This is a genomic window from Metabacillus sp. cB07, from assembly GCF_016839225.1.
GTDB lineage: Bacteria > Bacillota > Bacilli > Bacillales > Bacillaceae > Bacillus_P > Bacillus_P indicus.
Genome location: NZ_CP069296.1, coordinates 2967725 through 2984808, shown reverse-complemented (window position 1 = coordinate 2984808; position 17084 = coordinate 2967725). Strand labels below are relative to the sequence as shown.

21 protein-coding genes and 1 other annotated feature are annotated in these 17084 nt (G+C 46.6%); all 21 genes read left to right on the top strand.

Features of this window, described 5'->3' with window-relative positions:
• Positions 1 to 24: 24 nt before the first annotated feature.
• The 21 genes from JOJ89_RS15385 to obgE all read left to right on the top strand — a co-directional run bounded on the left by JOJ89_RS15385 (position 25) and on the right by obgE (position 17036).
• Complete coding sequence (locus JOJ89_RS15385; protein WP_203288281.1) at positions 25 to 435, top strand: type IV pilin protein; 411 nt, start codon at positions 25 to 27, stop codon at positions 433 to 435.
• Positions 435 to 1193: a prepilin peptidase gene (locus tag JOJ89_RS15380; RefSeq protein WP_203288279.1), complete on the top strand. Its 759-nt coding sequence runs from the start codon at positions 435 to 437 to the stop codon at positions 1191 to 1193. The genes JOJ89_RS15385 and JOJ89_RS15380 overlap by 1 nt, the downstream gene beginning before the upstream one ends.
• Positions 1194 to 1209: 16 nt before the next feature.
• The gene (gene pilM, locus JOJ89_RS15375; protein WP_203288277.1) at positions 1210 to 2241 is read left to right on the top strand and encodes a type IV pilus biogenesis protein PilM; all 1032 of its coding nucleotides are present in this window, start codon (positions 1210 to 1212) and stop codon (positions 2239 to 2241) included.
• Positions 2242 to 2859, top strand: a complete 618-nt coding sequence (locus JOJ89_RS15370) for a PilN domain-containing protein (protein ID WP_051865417.1) — start codon at positions 2242 to 2244, stop codon at positions 2857 to 2859.
• A complete protein-coding gene (locus tag JOJ89_RS15365) occupies positions 2840 to 3667 on the top strand; it encodes a hypothetical protein (protein ID WP_035319196.1) in 828 nt (275 codons plus the stop codon). Before JOJ89_RS15370 ends, JOJ89_RS15365 begins: the two co-directional genes overlap by 20 nt.
• A 117-nt stretch (positions 3668 to 3784) precedes the next feature.
• Positions 3785 to 4813, top strand: a complete 1029-nt coding sequence (locus JOJ89_RS15360) for an SPOR domain-containing protein (protein ID WP_203288275.1) — start codon at positions 3785 to 3787, stop codon at positions 4811 to 4813.
• 159 nt (positions 4814 to 4972) lie between these two features.
• Positions 4973 to 5542 (top strand): Maf family protein, encoded by a 570-nt coding sequence (locus tag JOJ89_RS15355; protein WP_203288273.1) that lies wholly within the window; start codon positions 4973 to 4975, stop codon positions 5540 to 5542.
• A 36-nt stretch (positions 5543 to 5578) separates the two neighbouring features.
• Complete coding sequence (radC, locus tag JOJ89_RS15350) at positions 5579 to 6262, top strand: RadC family protein (RefSeq protein ID WP_029566785.1); 684 nt, start codon at positions 5579 to 5581, stop codon at positions 6260 to 6262.
• A gap of 113 nt (positions 6263 to 6375) precedes the next feature.
• Positions 6376 to 7398 (top strand): rod shape-determining protein, encoded by a 1023-nt coding sequence (locus tag JOJ89_RS15345; protein WP_029279367.1) that lies wholly within the window; start codon positions 6376 to 6378, stop codon positions 7396 to 7398.
• Positions 7399 to 7492: 94 nt separating this feature from the next.
• Entirely contained in the window at positions 7493 to 8389 is an 897-nt protein-coding gene (mreC, locus tag JOJ89_RS15340) for a rod shape-determining protein MreC (RefSeq protein ID WP_029279369.1), read from the top strand.
• Positions 8386 to 8907: a rod shape-determining protein MreD gene (mreD, locus tag JOJ89_RS15335; RefSeq protein ID WP_029279371.1), complete on the top strand. Its 522-nt coding sequence runs from the start codon at positions 8386 to 8388 to the stop codon at positions 8905 to 8907. The genes mreC and mreD overlap by 4 nt, the downstream gene beginning before the upstream one ends.
• 175 nt (positions 8908 to 9082) lie before the next feature.
• A complete protein-coding gene (gene minC, locus JOJ89_RS15330; protein ID WP_203288271.1) occupies positions 9083 to 9766 on the top strand; it encodes a septum site-determining protein MinC in 684 nt (227 codons plus the stop codon).
• 2 nt (positions 9767 to 9768) lie between these two features.
• Positions 9769 to 10575 (top strand): septum site-determining protein MinD, encoded by an 807-nt coding sequence (minD, locus tag JOJ89_RS15325; RefSeq protein ID WP_029279375.1) that lies wholly within the window; start codon positions 9769 to 9771, stop codon positions 10573 to 10575.
• A 130-nt stretch (positions 10576 to 10705) separates the two neighbouring features.
• The gene (locus JOJ89_RS15320) at positions 10706 to 11482 is read left to right on the top strand and encodes a peptidoglycan DD-metalloendopeptidase family protein (protein ID WP_203288269.1); all 777 of its coding nucleotides are present in this window, start codon (positions 10706 to 10708) and stop codon (positions 11480 to 11482) included.
• The gene (locus JOJ89_RS15315; RefSeq protein WP_029279379.1) at positions 11475 to 12341 is read left to right on the top strand and encodes a M50 family metallopeptidase; all 867 of its coding nucleotides are present in this window, start codon (positions 11475 to 11477) and stop codon (positions 12339 to 12341) included. The genes JOJ89_RS15320 and JOJ89_RS15315 overlap by 8 nt, the downstream gene beginning before the upstream one ends.
• Positions 12342 to 12400: 59 nt before the next feature.
• Complete coding sequence (locus JOJ89_RS15310) at positions 12401 to 13831, top strand: Rne/Rng family ribonuclease (protein ID WP_203288266.1); 1431 nt, start codon at positions 12401 to 12403, stop codon at positions 13829 to 13831.
• 52 nt (positions 13832 to 13883) lie between these two features.
• Positions 13884 to 13967: a sequence feature (ribosomal protein L21 leader region), on the top strand.
• Between the two features lie 15 nt (positions 13968 to 13982).
• On the top strand, positions 13983 to 14291 hold the full coding sequence (gene rplU, locus JOJ89_RS15305; protein WP_029279382.1) for a 50S ribosomal protein L21: 309 nt from the start codon (positions 13983 to 13985) through the stop codon (positions 14289 to 14291).
• A gap of 11 nt (positions 14292 to 14302) precedes the next feature.
• Positions 14303 to 14656, top strand: a complete 354-nt coding sequence (locus JOJ89_RS15300) for a ribosomal-processing cysteine protease Prp (RefSeq protein WP_203288264.1) — start codon at positions 14303 to 14305, stop codon at positions 14654 to 14656.
• A 1-nt stretch (position 14657) separates the two neighbouring features.
• Positions 14658 to 14951, top strand: a complete 294-nt coding sequence (rpmA, locus tag JOJ89_RS15295; protein ID WP_029279387.1) for a 50S ribosomal protein L27 — start codon at positions 14658 to 14660, stop codon at positions 14949 to 14951.
• Between the two features lie 206 nt (positions 14952 to 15157).
• A complete protein-coding gene (locus JOJ89_RS15290) occupies positions 15158 to 15727 on the top strand; it encodes a sporulation initiation phosphotransferase B (protein WP_277987891.1) in 570 nt (189 codons plus the stop codon).
• Between the two features lie 22 nt (positions 15728 to 15749).
• Entirely contained in the window at positions 15750 to 17036 is a 1287-nt protein-coding gene (gene obgE / locus JOJ89_RS15285; RefSeq protein WP_029279391.1) for a GTPase ObgE, read from the top strand.
• Positions 17037 to 17084 lie beyond the last annotated feature (48 nt).

The following is a 17084-nucleotide window of genomic DNA, read 5'->3' as shown; positions in this document are numbered from 1 at the left end:
ATTACTAGATGAGGAGAAAGAGACATGTTTAAAAAAATGCTTAAGAACGAACGGGGATTAACGCTGATCGAATTGCTTGCTGTTGTTGTGATTTTGGGGATTATTGCGGCTATTGCTGTTCCAGCTATTGGGAATGTGATACAGAAATCTAAAGAAGATGCAGTTCATGCAGAGGCAATATCTGTCTTAGAAGCTGCGAAATTATATGATTCAACTAATGGTTCAACTAGCGGTGTTACTTATACAAACACCAACCAAGGAACTAACCCAAGTACAGCGTTAAACGATAATTTAAATGGAGTGGGCCAATACTCTATTACAATGGCTGTTACTAATGGGAAGTACACTTATACCAATATTAAAGTTACAAAAAATAATATTACTAAAACTTATGCCACTGAGGCTAAGTTGCGTGCTAACGACACTTCTCAATAATGGTAACTTTTTTATTTTTCATAGTTACTTACGGCCTCCTACTAGGCTCCTTCTACAACGTAGTCGGCCTCCGTGTTCCAATGAAACAATCCATAGTCGCACCACGTTCCGCGTGTCCGGGGTGCGGACATACATTAACAGCAGGCGAGCTTATTCCTGTTGTTTCTTATGTTTTACAGGGCGGTAAGTGCAAAAAATGCAAAGCCCGCATCTCTCCGCTGTATCCGTTTGTGGAAGGAATGACGGCGCTGCTTTTTGCAGCGGCGGCTTTGCTTTTGGGGTGGACAGGGGAACTGGCTGTTGCTCTGACGCTTATTTCGCTGTTTATGATTATCTTTGTGTCTGATGTGAAATATATGGTGATCCCAGATAAAGTGCTGCTGTTTTTCGGCGGACTATTGGTTTTTGAAAGAATTTTAATTCCGCTTTCGCCTTGGTGGGATCCGCTTGCAGGCGCTGCAGCCGGATTTTCGCTGCTTTATGCGATTGCTTTCGTGACGAGGGGCAAAGGAATGGGCGGCGGGGATATCAAGCTTTTTGCCGTTCTTGGCCTTGCTCTTGGATGGAAGCTTGTTCTGCTTGCCTTCTTTCTCTCGTGTCTCGCCGGCTCGCTTGCCGGAGGAATAGCGATGCTTCTTGGAAAAGCAAAGCGGAAGGAGCCGATGCCGTTCGGCCCTTCCATCATGGCAGGGACTCTTGCAGCCTACTTTTTTGGAGAACAATTAATAGACTGGTATATCCGTTTGATCGGTTACTAGGAAAGGAGGGAACATATTGAGGCTTTCGGGATTTCGTTTCAGCAAAAAGACAGGAAATTTTACGATTAAAGATGATGCCATACGCTATGCGGAATTGAAGCAGGCAGAACCATTGATGATGGGAATGTGCGAAGAGCGCCTGCTTCCTGAAGGACTTATCCGCGGAGGGGTCATCCAGGATTTTGACACCCTTTCCCTCATACTGGATGAGTGTGTGAGAGAATGGGGCATTAAGGGCAGGAAAATCCGGTTTACGGTTCCTGATTCTCATGTAGTGATCCGGAAGGTGAGTGTCCCCGGTGATTTAATCGACGATGAGATACGCGGACATCTCTATGTGGAAATCGGTTCGTCGATCCATCTGCCTTTTGATGAGGCTGTTTTTGATTACATAGTGACAGGCCGGACGGACAAAGAGCTTCATCTGCTGCTGTTTGCGTCAAGTGAAGAGCTTGTCAGGAGCTATTCCGACCTGTTTGACAATGCGGGCCTGAAACCGGATGCCGCCGATATCTCTCCCCTTTGTCAGTACCGTTTTTATTTGAATCAAAAACCAAAAGTGGATCATGCAGCCTCTGTCATGCTTATCCAGTATGATCTGTCAGGTGTAAATCTGAGCATCTTTCAGCAGGAGCAGCCTGTGTTTATGCGGAACATAGAGGTTGATAAAAACTACCTTGTTTTAGACAAAGGAGAGCAATACGTAAGGAAAAACGGAGAATTAGAATTCATAGATTCAGGTGAAAAGTACGTAAAAGTAAATATTTCACCAGAAGATTTCCGTCTCCAGGCAAACGAAATTATAAAGGAAATCGACCATGTCCTCAATTTCTACAGATTTTCACTGAATCAGGGGAATGATGAAGTTTCATCCTTCATCCTGACGGGAGATCACCCGCTGCTCCATGAAGCAGAGCGGCTTCTGGCTGAACGGTATGACTATCCTGTTGATTCATTAAAGAATGCGCAAGCTGAAACGTTGAATAAAACTCCGCTGCCTGCTTCGTTTTATCTGACTGCCGGTCTGGCATTAAAAGAGGTGCGTTAAATGCTGGCTGATATTAATTTGCTGCCGAAAAAAGATCCCAGGAATGTGGCCAATGCCACGCTTTATATTCTTCTTGCTTTTATCGCCGTTATTTTTGCGGGGCTTTTTATCATTCAGCTGACTTCTGCCAATGGAGAAAAAGCAGAGCTGAAGAGTCAGGCTGGGGCACTCCAATCAGAGTATGAGCGGCTCGCAGCTGAAAAAGGAACAAAAAGCAATACAAGCTCTTCGGTTTCCTCTCTTCAAAGCGCTGTTGAATACGCTGACGGCGTATCGCTCGATTCTGTTCCGGTTGTGAAAGAACTCGCAGGCAAGCTTCCTGAACGGGGGTTCTTTAAAACCTTCTCCTATAATGATGCTGGAGAGCTGACGCTTTCCGTTCAATTTGACACAAACCGAGAGGCAGCGTACTATCTTGCAAGATTAAAAGAATCTGCCTACTTCACCAAAGCCGATTTAATCAGCATCACCGCTGTCAAAGAAGAGGGGACAGAGGCTCCTGAGGGAGAAGAATCAGGCGGGCTCCCTCGGTCGGAAGCGCAGTATATTCTTACATTGAATCCGGATTATTTACAAGCAGAGAGCGGGGAACAAACTGATGACGATTCATCTTCATAAAAAACATTTTTTCCTCCTGCTTGCAGCAGCCTTCACTCTCGGTTTGCTCTATTTCGGTTCGTACCACCTCTTTATAAAGCCTGTTAAGGCAGAAATCAGCTCGCTTGAGAATTCAAGGGACATGTATTTGACCCAAATCGGAACGTTAGGTGAAAATCCTTCGACAGAAACAAAGGCGCCTGTTCATTCTGTAGAATTACAGCGAAAAGTCCCGGTTTCCCCGATGGTGGAACAGCTTGTGCTGGATCTTGAAAAGGCTGAAACGGTTTCAAACAGTAAAATAGAAAGCGTCACATTCGCTGAAAGCGAAGATGCATTCCTGCCGCCGGCCGAACCGGAAGCTGTCCCAAGTGAAGCTCCGGCTGACGGGGCTGAAAGCTCAGAGGCTCCTGCGGATCAATCTGGAACTGCAGAGGTGCCGTCAGAATCAGCGGACGCACCGCCTGCACAGCCTGTAAGTGCTCAGGAGAGCGCTGGGCTGCCTGCAGCACCTGAGGGACTAAAGCGAATCCTCATTTCCCTTGAAGTGACGTCCAGCCGCTATTTTGATATGGAGGCGTTTATCTCGGAGCTAGAAAATCAGCAGCGCGTCGCGAAAGTGGATCTGCTGACATTCAACGGGGTGAAAGAGCTGACTTCGCTTGATCAGGAAGCGGAGCCGCTTAAGTATTCGCTGCAGGTCTCTGCCTTTTATATGGATACCCTTCAGGACCTTAAGGATGAGACTCCAAAAGTGGCAGCCCCGGAGCCGGTGGGCAAGCTCAATCCTCTTAATCCTTCGCTTGTAAAGGAAGAAGATGGCGAATAGAGCGGGTATTTGACGAAAACCTTTCTGAACAAGACGACAAATGTCTTGTTCTTTTTTATTTTTGCTGTGCTAGCATGAATACCAAATACTTGAATCGTACAGATAGGCGGTGTAGAGGTGGACAAGCGTGCACATGCAATGAAGGTGAAGATCAACGGGGAGGAACGGAATTGGAAAGACAAGAACAGCCGGAAGAAAGGAAAGAAAGGGGAGGAGGCAGAAAAGCCTGACATTCCTGTAACGAGCTGGAATGAGAAAGCGATGGCTGAACAGGAGGCCGCCGCGTCCGATGCTGAAAAAGAGGATGAGTTCACATGGGTTCTCCCGGAGGATGACGGGGAGGTTTTCCAGGATGATCCCAAGGTTGTCGCCGTTAAAAAGGTATCCTCAAAATCAAAGCATTCTCCATATTTCAGTACAGGGAAGAAGGTTCATCTAAGTGCCTATCCTTTTAAGCAATATGCCATCACCATTGTGCTTGCGATTGTGCTGGGCGTAAGCTTCGGATTTCTTGCCCTGAATTTCATGTCAGATGAGGATCTGCCTGCCGCTCTTCAGACAGGCGCAGGACAGGCTGAGGACGTGGCAGCGGCTCCTGAGGCAGCAGGAGGGGACGCTGGCTCAGGAGCTGCAGAGCAAACGATGCAGCTTTACTTCGCCCAAATCGGAAAGTTCTCTTCTAAAGAGGGTGCCGAAGCAACGGCTGCCGACTTAAAAGCTAAAGGGTTTCCCGCTGCAGCAGTTGAGGAAGACGGCTCCTACTTCGTTTACGGGGGAGTCGGCAATGAAAAACAGGAGGCAGATGGGCTGAGCAATGTCTATAAATCCAGCTCCATTGATACATGGAGCGGAAAAACAGCTGACTTCTCTGTGAAATCAAATGAAGATGCGTCGGCATTCATCGGCCATTTCAAAACACTTGTTACCCTGTCATCTGCCGCAGTGGAAGGGAACAGCAAAGAGGTAACATCGAAATCTGAAGCTGTTCTCACAGAGCTTGGAAAGCTTAAACCGAAGGATGAAAGTCTTGTTTCGATGAAAAAAGAGTTAACGGATGTGTCGTCAATGCTTTCGAAAGGCGCGGATGAAAAGACAGGATGGGCCGCCCAGCAGAAGCTGATGGACCTGCTCGTTTCGCTAAATTAAATTTCCCGGGGCATCTCGATGAAAAGAGATGCTTTTTTTATTGCAGAAAAAGCTGCTGTTTTCCGTGCAAAATTCCATTTTGGCCGTTTGTGCATCCTGCCTGTGTTTGCTAAGATACGAGTGTATCTCCCTTTAAACCGAATGAAAGGATGTTGAAGAATGGAACATCATCTTATTTTAGCGTCAGGATCTCCGCGCAGAAAAGAGCTTCTTGAAAAAGTCAGCATCCCGTTTACAGTTGTTGTCAGTGATGTGGAAGAGAAAGTGGACCCGGCGCTTTCGCCCTCTGACATTGTCATGTCGCTCGCTGAGCAGAAGGCCGCTGCCGTTGCAGAGCGCTTCAGAGACTCCGTTGTTCTTGGATCGGATACAGTAGTCGTGTACGGTGGCGAAATTCTAGGGAAACCTGCAGATGAAGAGGATGCAAAAACAACGCTTGCCAAGCTTTCAGGCAGGACACATCAGGTGCTCACAGGTGTTGCCATTTTGCATCAAGAGAAGAAAATCGTTTTTTACGAGCAGACAGATGTGACATTCTGGCCGCTCACAGATGAAGACATTGAAGAGTATGTGCTGTCCGGAGAGCCGATGGACAAGGCAGGATCCTACGGCATACAGGGTCTTGGATCGCTGTTTGTAAAAGAAATCCGCGGCGATTATTTTTCTGTCGTAGGACTTCCTTTGTCGAGGACAGCGAGAGAGCTTAAAAAAGCGGGCTACATCCGTTAAGAGAAAGGCAGAGAGGGACTCAGGAGGAGAAACAGATTGGAAGTGCTGAAAATCCATGATTTCCCGCTGGAAGACAGGCCGCGTGAAAGGCTGATTCATGACGGTCCTGAAAGTCTTGCCAACCATGAGCTGCTGGCCATCCTGCTTCGGACAGGTTCAAAAAAAGAGTCTGTTCTGCAGCTTGCCAACCGTCTGCTCAACCACTTTGAAGGCTTGAGGTTTTTAAAAGAAGCATCAGTCGCCGAGCTGACGAGCATTTCCGGAATTGGAGAGGCAAAGGCCGTTCAGGTTCTGGCAGCGCTTGAGCTCGGCAGACGGATCAACCGTCTTGCCTATGAAGACAGATATGTCATTAAATCTCCTCAGGACGGCGCCAATTATGTAATGGAAGAAATGCGCTTTTTGTCACAGGAGCATTTTGTCTGTCTCTATTTAAATACGAAAAATCAGGTGCTTCATAAACAAACCGTTTTTATCGGAAGCCTGAATGCCTCCATTGTTCATCCCCGCGAAGTATTTAAAGAAGCGCTGAAACGTTCTGCCGCTTCAATTATCTGCATCCATAACCACCCATCAGGCGACCCTTCCCCGAGCAGAGAAGATATTGAAGTTACTAAAAGATTAACAGAGTGTGGTAAAATGTTAGGGATAGAGCTTTTGGACCATCTTATTATTGGCGAGCAAAAATATGTGAGTTTAAAAGAAAAAGGATATTTGTAACACTTTTATTTTTGTGTAATTACGCTATAATAATGTTTATGAGTTTTTTTCGCCGTCGCATTTGACTGCTTTTAAAATAAGTAATTCGGTTTTTAGAAAGGGAGATACATGTAATGTTTGGAATTGGGACAAGAGACCTTGGTATAGATTTGGGTACGGCCAATACACTGGTATTTGTTAAAGGAAAAGGAATTGTTGTGCGCGAGCCTTCTGTGGTTGCGATGCAGACGGACACGAAGTCGATCGTGGCAGTAGGAAACGACGCGAAAAATATGATCGGACGCACACCCGGCAATGTAGTGGCGCTCCGCCCGATGAAAGACGGGGTTATCGCCGACTATGAAACAACGGCAGCAATGATGAAGTATTACATAAAACAAGCAACAAAAGGAAAAGGCATTTTCTCAAGCAAGCCTTACGTTATGGTCTGTGTTCCTTCCGGCATTACAGCAGTAGAAGAACGTGCAGTGATCGATGCAACCAGACAGGCTGGTGCACGTGATGCTTATACGATAGAAGAGCCGTTTGCAGCTGCGATCGGTGCAAATCTTCCTGTCTGGGAACCGACTGGAAGCATGGTTGTTGATATTGGTGGCGGTACGACTGAAGTAGCCATCATCTCTCTTGGCGGGATTGTAACGTCGCAGTCAATCCGCGTAGCAGGCGATGAAATGGATGATGCGATCGTCAACTACATCCGCAAAACGTACAATTTAATGATCGGTGACCGTACGTCTGAATCCATCAAAATGGAAATCGGTTCAGCAGGATCTCCTGAGGGCGTTGAGAACATGGACATCCGCGGCCGCGATCTTCTGACAGGTCTACCGAAAACAATTGAAATTACGGCGAAAGAAATTGCGGAGGCTCTTCGCGATACGGTTAATTCAATTGTCGATTCTGTTAAAAATACACTTGAAAAGACTCCGCCTGAGCTTGCAGCGGACATTATGGACCGCGGCATCGTCCTTACTGGCGGCGGCGCTTTGCTTCGCAATATTGATAAAGTGATTAGTGAAGAAACGAACATGCCTGTCCTCATTGCCGAGAATCCTCTTGACTGTGTAGCAGTCGGCACCGGCAAAGCTCTTGAGCATATTCATCTTTTCAAAACAAAAGCAAAAGACAGCAGATAATACACGTGCCTTCTGAAGGTTCGTTTTAAAACAGCTGCATTTGCACGGACTGATTCCTGCGAACACAGCAAATAGTTAGAGGGTGTAAAGTCACATGCCGCAGTTTTTCTTGAATAAACGTCTTATCCTGCTCCTGGTCAGTATTATCTTTTTAGTGGCATTGATCGGCTATTCGCTAAAAGAAGACAGAGAGCTTACTTGGCCGGAGCAATTTGTCAAAGATTCAACAGGATTATTTCAAACAGTCTTTCATAAGCCCGCACAATATGTAGCGGGCTTCTTTGAGAATGTCGGCGATCTTAAAAATACGTATGAAGAAAACAAGCTCCTCAAAAGCAAGATTGATGAGCATATGAAAATCGAAACAGAGCTGCAGGCTCTCAGACGCGACAATGAAAAGCTGCGCGAAGAGCTGGGTGCACAGGAATCACTTAGAGAATACAATCCGATTCCGGCAGCGCTGATTGCGAGAAACCCGGACCCGGGCAGATGGTTTGATCTGATTACCATTGATAAGGGGTCACAGCACGGCGTTGAAAAGGATATGGCCGTTATTACAAATAAAGGCCTGATCGGGAAAGTGAAAAGCACCTCTAAATTCAATTCCACCGTTCAGCTTTTAAGTTCCCCGGACCGAAAAAACCGGATCGCGGCTGAAATTCAGGGCAAAGACGGACAGCCAAATATTTTCGGTCTAATCGAAGGATATGACGAGAAGAAAAAAGCTCTTCTGCTTAAGAAGATTGAATCGGACGTCAAAATCGAAAAAGGCCAGAAAGTTGTAACGTCCGGAAGCAGCGGGATCTTCCCTGAAGGTCTTGTCATCGGTGAAGTGCTTGAAGTAGAACCCGATTCATACGGCCTTTCGCAAATGGCCTACATTAAGCCGGAAGCAGATCTTTATGATATTGACCGGGTATTTGTAACAGACAGAGTTAAAGAAACGATCGATATTACCAATATGGATCCAGAGGAGGAGGAGGAATCATGAACCGTATCCTCCTTCCTCTTTTCATTTTGTTCGTTTTTATATCGGAAAGCACGTTTACCGATTTGATTGAGCTTCCGTTTACATCTGAAGATCAAGTGATTATCCCGAGGTTTGTGATGCTTTCCATCGTTTTTATTACGGCTTACTACAGCCAGAAGATGGGGATTATCTACGGGATGGTTTTCGGTCTGCTGCATGATATTGTGTATACCGAAATCCTCGGTATCTATTTGTTTGCCTATCCGCTGTTTGCCTACCTGATCTCAAAAGCGCTGAAGGCTCTTCAGGGGAACATGCTTGTTGTGCTTTTCCTGTCTCTGCTGGCAGTGACTCTTCTGGAATTTTATTCTTACGGCATTCAGATGCTGATCGGCTATTCGAATCTGCCATTCTATGATTTTACAAATCTGAGGCTTCTTCCGACGATTCTTGCAAACTCAGTTGGCGCCATCGTCCTGATCTATCCGATGAGCCGTTTTATTTCAAAAGTGAAAAGGGACTATATGGACGATTTGTAGACTGTAATCTGACAGCAGATTACGGCCTGTGCAAACAGATGGCCGGGTGAAATGAGTACTGCTTGTGATCCATTCTTCCTGAATCAGGAAACGGACAAAGTTTCAGAAATTGCGTTTTAAAAAGAGGAAGAAGGCATCGATCTGTCGAAATTGTATAGTCGTTGAGGTGAACGTCATGAAGGCTCAAAAACAGCATTATGTCACGATAAAAGGCACGAAAGACGGCCTAACCCTGCATCTTGATGATTCGTGTTCGTTTGAAGAACTGCTGAATGATCTTGAGCAGATGCTGTCTCTAAAACAGTATATACATGAAGATGGGCCAACGATCACCGTTAACGTTAAAGCGGGCAACCGTCTGCTTCACAGAAACCATCAGGAACAAATTGAGGCTGTGATCCAGAAAAAGCGGAATCTGGTTGTTGAAACATTTGAAAGCAATGTGGTTACAAGAGAACATGCCGCACGCATGAAAAAAGAAGCGGAAATCGTTTCTGCGGCAAAGGTCATCCGCTCAGGCCAGGTTCTGAAGGTTGACGGTGATCTTCTTTTGATAGGAGATGTGAATCCTGGCGGCACAGTGATTGCCGGGGGCAACATCTTCATTATGGGAACACTCAGAGGAATTGCTCATGCCGGATATAACGGGAAGAGCTCAGCTGTCATTGCCGCATCCGTGATGATGCCGTCGCAAATCCGGATTGGCTCGACAGTCGGCAGAGCGCCTGATTATGACCGGGAAGAAACGCATGAGATGGAATGTGCGTACATAGATGAAAGCGAGTCGATCGTCATTGACCGGCTGCAGCAGTTAACTCATTTACGACCTGAATTGACAAGGTTTGAGGGAGGAATTTAACCGTGGGTGAGGCAATCGTTATTACCTCTGGCAAAGGCGGAGTTGGAAAAACAACGACTTCTGCCAATCTAGGAACATCATTGGCGATTTTAGGAAAACGGGTATGTCTCATTGATACAGACATCGGTCTTCGCAACCTGGATGTTGTAATGGGACTTGAAAACCGGATCATTTATGATCTGGTGGATGTTGTCGAAGGGCGCTGCAAAATTCATCAGGCCCTGGTTAAAGATAAACGCTTTGAAGACAGGCTTTACCTGCTTCCTGCTGCTCAGACGAGCGACAAGTCGGCTGTGAATCCTGACCAGATGAAAAAGCTTGTTGATGAGCTGAAACAGGACTATGATTATATCGTCATTGACTGTCCGGCAGGCATTGAGCAGGGCTTTAAAAACGCAGTCGCAGGGGCGGACAAGGCAATTGTCGTAACAACTCCGGAAACGTCTGCTGTGCGGGATGCAGACCGCATTATCGGACTGCTTGAACGTGAAGAAGGCATTGAACCTCCAAAACTTGTGATTAACCGTATACGGAATCATCTTGTGAAAGACGGCGATATGCTTGATATAGATGATATTGTTGCTCATCTGTCGATTGACCTCATTGGGATTGTAGCGGATGATGATGATGTCATTAAAGCTTCCAATAAAGGCGAACCGATCGCAATGGACGCTTCAAACCGCGCATCTATTGCCTACCGGAACATCGCGCGCCGGATCCTTGGCGAAGCCGTTCCTCTTCAGTCGCTTGAGGATGCAAATCCGGGCATGTTTACAAAAATCAAACGCTTTTTCGGTGTAAGAGTATAAACGGACAGTCTCCTTATTCAGGGAGGCTGTTTTTTTAGTGCATTCAGGCAATTCCATTGAGGGCTTGTCATAAACCCGTCGGACAAGGCATATGATGCAGTAAATGTGCTATGAGGGGATGGGAGCTGCAATGGGAAATCGTGCGGATGATCTGCGGAAAAAAATGGCGAAGAGAAAACGGGAGCTCCGATTGGGAGATGCTTCTAAACGGGATCCCAAACCGTTTTCAGCTCTTCCTTACACGGATGATGAGGAAAAATACAGCGGCGCTGCGTATCATTCGTACGATCCCGGCAGTGACGGCGGGAGAGGACAGCATCCGCTGTTTAAGCCGGATGTGTTTATGTTCAAGCTGCTGATCGGCGCCTGTCTTGTGCTGGTATCAGCGATCGTGTTTAAAAATGATTCGCCTCCGTTTGAAAATGTGCAGCATGTTGTAACAGGCACGTTTGAAGAAGAGTTCCAGTTTGCGAGACTATCGAAATGGTACGGGGAACAGTTCGGAGACCCGCTGGCTCTGATCAAGCCTGCTGCTGACAAACAGCCTGCTTCAGACCAGTATACCGCTCCTGCGTCAGGCAAGGTGCTTGAAACGTTTGAAGATAACGGCCAGGGTGTCATGGTTGAAACAAGCAGCACGCTTGTTGAAGCGATGAATGAAGGGGTTGTCATTGAAATTGGAAAGAAGGAAGAGTCAGGTCTGACGGTTGTCGTCCAGCATGACGATTCAACAGAAAGCTGGTACGGAAACCTCGAAGAAGTGCAGGTCTCCCTATATGACTTCGTTGAAAACGGAAAGGAAATCGGTAAAATCAAAGCAGCAGAAGATCAGAAGGGAACGTATTATTTTGCTATTAAAAAGGGTGAGCAATTTATAGACCCAATACAGGTGATCTCCTTTGAATAAATATTTGTCTGTGTTTCTTCACATTCATATTCACCCCATTCTATGGCTGATCATGGGAATCTCAGTCATGACTGCCCACTTTCAGTCACTGCTGATTCTGCTTGTGATCATTCTTGTGCATGAGCTTGGGCACGCGATGGCTGCAAGACATTTTGACTGGAGGCTGAAATCAATTGTCCTCCTTCCATTTGGAGGGGTTGCAGAAGTTGAGGAGCATGGGAACAGGCCGCTGAAGGAAGAGCTTATTACGATTGCTGCGGGACCGTTTCAGCATCTTCCTCTGCAGGGAGCTGCCTTTCTTTTGTTTTCAGCAGGCTATATGAGCCCGGAAACATTTCAGCTTTTTACGTTTTACAACGGAATGATCTTTCTGTTTAATCTGCTGCCGATCTGGCCGCTGGATGGCGGAAAGCTGCTGTTTTTGTTTGTTTCCGTGAGGCGGTCCTATCAGGAGGCCCACAAATTGATGCTGCTTGTGTCAGCTGTCTTTCTTGCAGTGTATTTGCTGTTTTTTCTCCTGTTCTCTCCGCAGCAGCTGAATGTCTGGATCATTGCAGGATTTCTCATCTATTCCTTATATACTGAATACAAACACCGAAGCTTTGTAAGCATGCGTTTTTTGCTTGAGAGGTATTACGGCAATAAACAGGACCCGGGAATCCTTGAGCCGATTGTAGTAGATGAGGATGAGATGATCTATCAGACCCTCCTGAAGTTCAGGCGGGGATGCAAGCATCCAATTATTGTTGAACGTGACGGAAAAAAACTGTTTGAGCTTGATGAGAATGAGCTGCTGCATGCTTATTTTGCAGATAAGCGCGTGCAGTCGACAGTCGGTGAGCTGAACTACCTCTATTGACGCTGGCCTCATAAAATGAGTAAATAAGAGAAAGCACTTATAGAAATGAGGATGTTTCATTGCGTACGTTACTTTTCAATGCAAAGGGCAGCGAGAACCGCTGCGCGCTGCTTGAAGACAGCCAGATCCAGGAGATACACATTCATCACATACATGAAACGGCCGGCGCCATTTACGCGGGCCGTGTTTTAAATGTTCTGAAGGGAATGGCGGCTGCGTTTGTTGATACTGGGTCAGAGAAAAACGGCTATCTGTCTGTCCACGACCTTCCTTCCTCTATGGAAAAAAGAATAAGAGAAGGACAGCAGATCATTGTTCAGGTGGTAAAAGAGGCAACAGACCATAAGGGGCCAAAACTAACAGCAAAACTGGAGTTTGGCGGACAGTATCTTGTTTATATGCCTGATTCCGGATATACAGCCGTCTCAAAAAAAATTGAAGATCCCGCTGAAAGAGAGAGGCTGCTTGCCATCGGAGCCTCTCTTTGCAAAGAAGAAGAAGGCCTTGTATTCAGAACCGCGGCAAACGGTAGAGAGAAAGAGGAACTCACGCGTGAATTTGATTATTTGAAAGGGAAATACGAAGAAGCAAATAGTAAAAAACCGGATAAAGTGCCATGTCTGCTTGCAGAGGGCACGCCGTTTTTTGACCGGATGCTGAGGGAGTATGACCTTGGGGAAATTGACCGGATCGTCTGTGATGAGAGTGAGCTTGCTCTGGATCTTAAAGCGCGGTGCAGCGGGACGGAGGTTATCTTTCACCAGTCTAAGCAGCCGATTTTTGAAGCGTATGATGTTGAACAGGAAATAGAGAAAGCTCTCAAGAGGATTGTTTGGCTGTCTAATGGCTCGTACCTTGTGATTGACAAGACTGAAGCCATGACAGTCATTGATGTTAATACAGGGAAATTTTCCGGCAAGAGCTCTCTTCAGGATACAGTGCTGAAGACAAATCTTGCAGCTGCAAAGGAAGCCGCCCGCCAGATCAGGCTCCGCAATCTGAGCGGAATGATCATCATTGATTTTATTGATATGGACAGGCAGGAGGACAGGCAGGCTGTTCTCTCACAAATGCTGAAAGAGGCTAAGCGTGATAAGGTGCAGTCAAGGATTATCGGGTTTACCCAGATGAATATCTTTCAGATGACAAGAAAAAGAGTGCGGCCGGATCTTGCCTCCCTGCTGATGAGCCCCTGCCCGCACTGCAGCGGCACCGGTACGGTCGTTTCAGCGGAAACGACAGCGTTCAGGCTTGAGCGGGAGCTGTGGGAGCGTCAGTATATGGAGCATGAAGCTGTTTTAGTCGAGCTTCCGGCAGACGCGGCGCGGATTTTCAGGGGAGAACAGGACGAACATATTAAGCGCCTTGAGAGCGTTTTGCGCTTTCGCATCTTCCTGAATCCTTCATCTGAATCACGCACATACAGAATTATTCACCAGGGAGACGCGGAAGAAATTATCCGCCTGCTGAAAAAGAAAGAGAAAATGTGATTGACACAGATAGCCTGCTTTTGATAGTATTGTTATGTTATTGATTGTAGCACCCGTGCTACAACCGCTCAGATGCAGGTTTTAAGCCTTTCGGTTCATCCGGAACACCTGTCTGCTGGCGAGTCTGAGTCTAATTAGGAGGTGCATAGGAATGTACGCAATTATTGAAACTGGTGGCAAACAAATCAAGGTAGAAGCTGGTCAGGCGATCTACGTTGAAAAGCTTGCTGGTGAGCAAGGCGACACTGTTACTTTTGACCGAGTATTATTCATCGGCGGAGATGACGTGAAAGTTGGAAGCCCGATCGTTGCTGGTGCGACTGTTACAGCGAAAGTTGAAAAACAGGGCCGCGCTAAAAAGATCACTGTATTCAAATACAAGGCTAAGAAAAACTACCGCAAAAAGCAAGGTCATCGTCAGCCATACACGAAACTTGTTATTGATGCAATCAACGCATAAGGCTTTTTAAGATGATAAAAGCAGTCATTAACCGCTCCAGCAGCGGCTTAATTGAATCGTTTACATTATCTGGACATGCCGATTTCGATGTTCACGGCAAGGACATTGTCTGTGCTGGAGCATCTGCTGTCGTATTCGGCGCTGTTAATGCAGTACATAAATTAACAGGCATAACGCCGATTGTCGAGCAGGGCGGTGACGGAGGATATCTTTCGTTTCAGCTGCCGCAGGAACTTGAGCAGGAAGCAGCCGGCAAGGCACAGCTTCTGCTTGAGGGAATGCTTGTTTCTCTGCAGTCAATTGAACTTAGCTACGGGCATTTCATACACATTGTTATAAATAACAACCAGCAGGAGGTGGACTAGAATGTTTTTAACTTTAGATCTTCAGTTCTTCGCTTCTAAAAAAGGAGTAGGTTCTACTAAGAACGGACGTGATTCAATCTCTAAGCGTCTTGGCGCTAAGAGTGCAGATGGCGAATTCGTAAGCGGTGGTTCTATCCTTTTCCGTCAGCGCGGTACGAAAATTTATCCAGGTGAAAACGTTGGCCGCGGCGGCGACGACACTCTTTTCGCGAAAGTGGACGGAGTTGTGCGTTTCGAGCGTTTCGGACGTGACCGCAAAAAAGTTAGCGTATATCCTGTAGCACAAGAAGCATAATTTCTTTAGGAAAACTCTAGCCCCTGGTTAGAGTTTTTCTTTTGTTTATTAAATGCAAACGATGGCAGCCTCATTCAATACCCCCCATCTAGCTGATTCCTTCTGCTTTTTTCAAATTGCCCTTATTTTCCCCTGGATTGTTTGTTATAATTTAGTACGACATTCAGTTTCCAAGTTGAAACTCCTAGAGAAATGAATAGAGAAAGATAAGGGAGCAGGAGTGCCGACATGAAAAAACAAATGAAGAGTGGAATATTGTCGAGGTGCTGAGTCATTCCCGCCACGACTGGATGAATAAACTTCAGTTACTAAAAGGAAACATAACGCTGAATAAATATGACCGCGTACAGCAGATTATCGAAGAAATTGTGATTGAATCCCAGAATGAATCAAAGCTCTGCAATCTGAAGATGCTTTCGTTTGCGAGTATGCTGATGACGTTCAACTGGCACAGGCATCAGTATGCCCTCGAATACGAGGTGCTCGGCACTGCGTGTGATCTGTCTGAACTCGATCAGACAGCTACAGATTGGTGCGGACATTTCTTTCAGATTCTTGATGATGCTGCGGACCGCTGCGCTGAAAATCATATGAGCATTACAATAGAAACAGAAGCCAATCAAAGACAAGCCCGGTTCTTTTTTGACTTTAACGGCATAATAACAGATAAAGCACTGTTATTAAACTGGCTGAAAGCAAATGAGCAAAGCGGGGTTGAAGTGAAGCACTATGAGCTTTCCCCGAATGAATTGACCGTTGCGGTTGAACTTGCATAATTGGCTTGGACGGAGGATTACCATGTTTATAGATCAGGTGAAAATATATGTGAAAGGCGGAGACGGGGGCAATGGCCTTGTCGCGTTCCGCAGAGAAAAATACGTGCCGAAAGGCGGACCTGCAGGCGGAGACGGCGGTAAAGGCGCAGATGTCATTTTCCAGGTGGAAGAAGGACTGCGCACACTGATGGATTTCCGCTATCAGCGCCACTTTAAAGCAGACCGCGGACAGCACGGCATGTCCAAAAACCAGCACGGGCGAAATGCGGAGGCGATGATTGTCAAAGTTCCGCCTGGCACCGTTGTGATGGAAGAAGAAACAAGAACGGTTATTGCTGATTTAACAGAGCACGGCCAGCAGGCTGTTATTGCAAAAGGCGGACGCGGAGGACGCGGAAACAGCCGTTTTGCCACTCCTGCCAACCCGGCACCGGAGCTTTCTGAAAACGGTGAGCCTGGTCAGGAGCGCAACATCATCATGGAGCTTAAGCTTCTTGCAGATGTAGGTCTGGTCGGTTTTCCGAGCGTAGGAAAATCAACGCTTCTTTCTGTTGTTAGTTCGGCAAAGCCGAAAATTGCAGAATACCACTTTACAACGCTAGTTCCAAACCTTGGAGTGGTGGAAACGGGCGATGGCCGCAGCTTCGTTATGGCAGATCTTCCTGGTCTGATCGAAGGGGCGCATGAAGGTGTTGGACTTGGTCACCAGTTCCTCCGCCACATTGAGCGCACACGCGTCATTGTGCATGTGATTGACATGTCGAGCGGCGAAGGCCGTGATCCTTATGAGGATTATCTGACGATCAATGCGGAGCTGAAAGAATACAACCTGCGCCTGACTGAAAGACCGCAGATTATTGTCGCCAACAAAATGGACATGCCTGAGTCAGAAGAAAATCTGAAGATCTTCAAAGAGAAGCTCGAGGACGACCTTCCGATTTTCCCTGTTTCAGCCATTACCCGCGAAGGTGTTCGCGAACTGCTTTATGAAGTGATGAATACGATTGAGAAGACGCCTGAGTTCCCTCTTTATGAGGAAGAGGATCTGTCTGATCACCGTGTCCTTTATAAATTTGATAAAGAGGCAGCGGAGTTTGAAATTAATCGTGACAGCGACGGCACGTTTAATGTTACAGGGGAGAAAGTTGAATATCTCTTCAAAATGACAAACTTCCAGCGCGAGGAATCCATCCGCCGCTTTGCAAGACAGCTTCGCGGACTTGGTGTCGATGAAGCCCTGCGTCAGCGCGGAGCGAAAGACGGCGATATTGTGCGCCTGCTTGATTTTGAATTTGAATTTGTTGAATAGTCATGAAAGAAGAGCGATTGCCTGCTCTTCTTTTTTCAAAAGAAAAAA

What these genes read in the sequence shown, in the direction of transcription:
- JOJ89_RS15345 (WP_029279367.1), top strand. Translation starts at nt 6,376, where the DNA reads ATGTTTGGAATTGGGACAAGAGACCTTGGTATAGATTTGGGTACGGCC.
- rpmA (WP_029279387.1), top strand. Translation starts at nt 14,658, where the DNA reads ATGTTTTTAACTTTAGATCTTCAGTTCTTCGCTTCTAAAAAAGGAGTA.
- mreD (WP_029279371.1), top strand. Translation starts at nt 8,386, where the DNA reads ATGAACCGTATCCTCCTTCCTCTTTTCATTTTGTTCGTTTTTATATCG.
- JOJ89_RS15355 (WP_203288273.1), top strand. Translation starts at nt 4,973, where the DNA reads ATGGAACATCATCTTATTTTAGCGTCAGGATCTCCGCGCAGAAAAGAG.
- obgE (WP_029279391.1), top strand. Translation starts at nt 15,750, where the DNA reads ATGTTTATAGATCAGGTGAAAATATATGTGAAAGGCGGAGACGGGGGC.
- JOJ89_RS15320 (WP_203288269.1), top strand. Translation starts at nt 10,706, where the DNA reads ATGGGAAATCGTGCGGATGATCTGCGGAAAAAAATGGCGAAGAGAAAA.
- JOJ89_RS15370 (WP_051865417.1), top strand. Translation starts at nt 2,242, where the DNA reads ATGCTGGCTGATATTAATTTGCTGCCGAAAAAAGATCCCAGGAATGTG.
- minC (WP_203288271.1), top strand. Translation starts at nt 9,083, where the DNA reads ATGAAGGCTCAAAAACAGCATTATGTCACGATAAAAGGCACGAAAGAC.
- JOJ89_RS15365 (WP_035319196.1), top strand. Translation starts at nt 2,840, where the DNA reads ATGACGATTCATCTTCATAAAAAACATTTTTTCCTCCTGCTTGCAGCA.
- JOJ89_RS15385 (WP_203288281.1), top strand. Translation starts at nt 25, where the DNA reads ATGTTTAAAAAAATGCTTAAGAACGAACGGGGATTAACGCTGATCGAA.
- rplU (WP_029279382.1), top strand. Translation starts at nt 13,983, where the DNA reads ATGTACGCAATTATTGAAACTGGTGGCAAACAAATCAAGGTAGAAGCT.
- JOJ89_RS15380 (WP_203288279.1), top strand. Translation starts at nt 435, where the DNA reads ATGGTAACTTTTTTATTTTTCATAGTTACTTACGGCCTCCTACTAGGC.
- mreC (WP_029279369.1), top strand. Translation starts at nt 7,493, where the DNA reads ATGCCGCAGTTTTTCTTGAATAAACGTCTTATCCTGCTCCTGGTCAGT.
- JOJ89_RS15300 (WP_203288264.1), top strand. Translation starts at nt 14,303, where the DNA reads ATGATAAAAGCAGTCATTAACCGCTCCAGCAGCGGCTTAATTGAATCG.